Source organism: Pantoea sp. GbtcB22, from assembly GCF_019091025.1.
Lineage (GTDB): Bacteria > Pseudomonadota > Gammaproteobacteria > Enterobacterales > Enterobacteriaceae > Pantoea > Pantoea leporis.
In genome coordinates this window covers 1-524 of sequence record NZ_JAGXKB010000028.1, presented here as the reverse complement: position 1 = coordinate 524, position 524 = coordinate 1, and the positions used below count along the sequence as shown (strand labels likewise).

Annotated in this window: 2 tRNA genes; both read right to left on the bottom strand. The window is 48.9% G+C overall.

What is annotated here, in order from left to right:
* Positions 1 to 137: 137 nt before the first annotated feature.
* A tRNA-Ala gene (locus tag KVT28_RS24685) sits at positions 138 to 213 on the bottom strand.
* Positions 214 to 356: 143 nt separating this feature from the next.
* Positions 357 to 433, bottom strand: a tRNA-Ile gene (locus tag KVT28_RS24680).
* Between the last annotated feature and the right edge of the window lie 91 nt (positions 434 to 524).

Here is a 524-nt window from a genome sequence, read left to right as displayed (position 1 = left end):
CCGCTTCATTCTTATTACGGAGAATGAAGACGATACGTCGTTTCAATTTTCAGCTTGTTCCGGATTGTTAAAGAGCATAATACTTCGCAGCACACCGTTTCCGGTTTGCTCTGAAGTATTGTTTTGAGTCACTGTAATGGTGGAGCTAAGCGGGATCGAACCGCTGACCTCCTGCGTGCAAGGCAGGCGCTCTCCCAGCTGAGCTATAGCCCCATACAGTTACTGCAGAGACCACTACTACCACTCACCAGGAGTTCCGTTTTTGACAAACGGTAATTTCTTTTCAGGCAAGGCAAAGTGGCGCGACGTATAGTTCACTATACGAGCGGCGCTTTAACGCAGCATGAGAAGAAATTTGGTAGGCCTGAGTGGACTTGAACCACCGACCTCACCCTTATCAGGGGTGCGCTCTAACCACCTGAGCTACAAGCCTGTAGAGGTTTTTTCTGCTCGTTACTTTCTATCAGACAATCTGTGTGAGCACTTCGCGGGAAGGTATCTTCAGGTAAGGAGGTGATCCAACC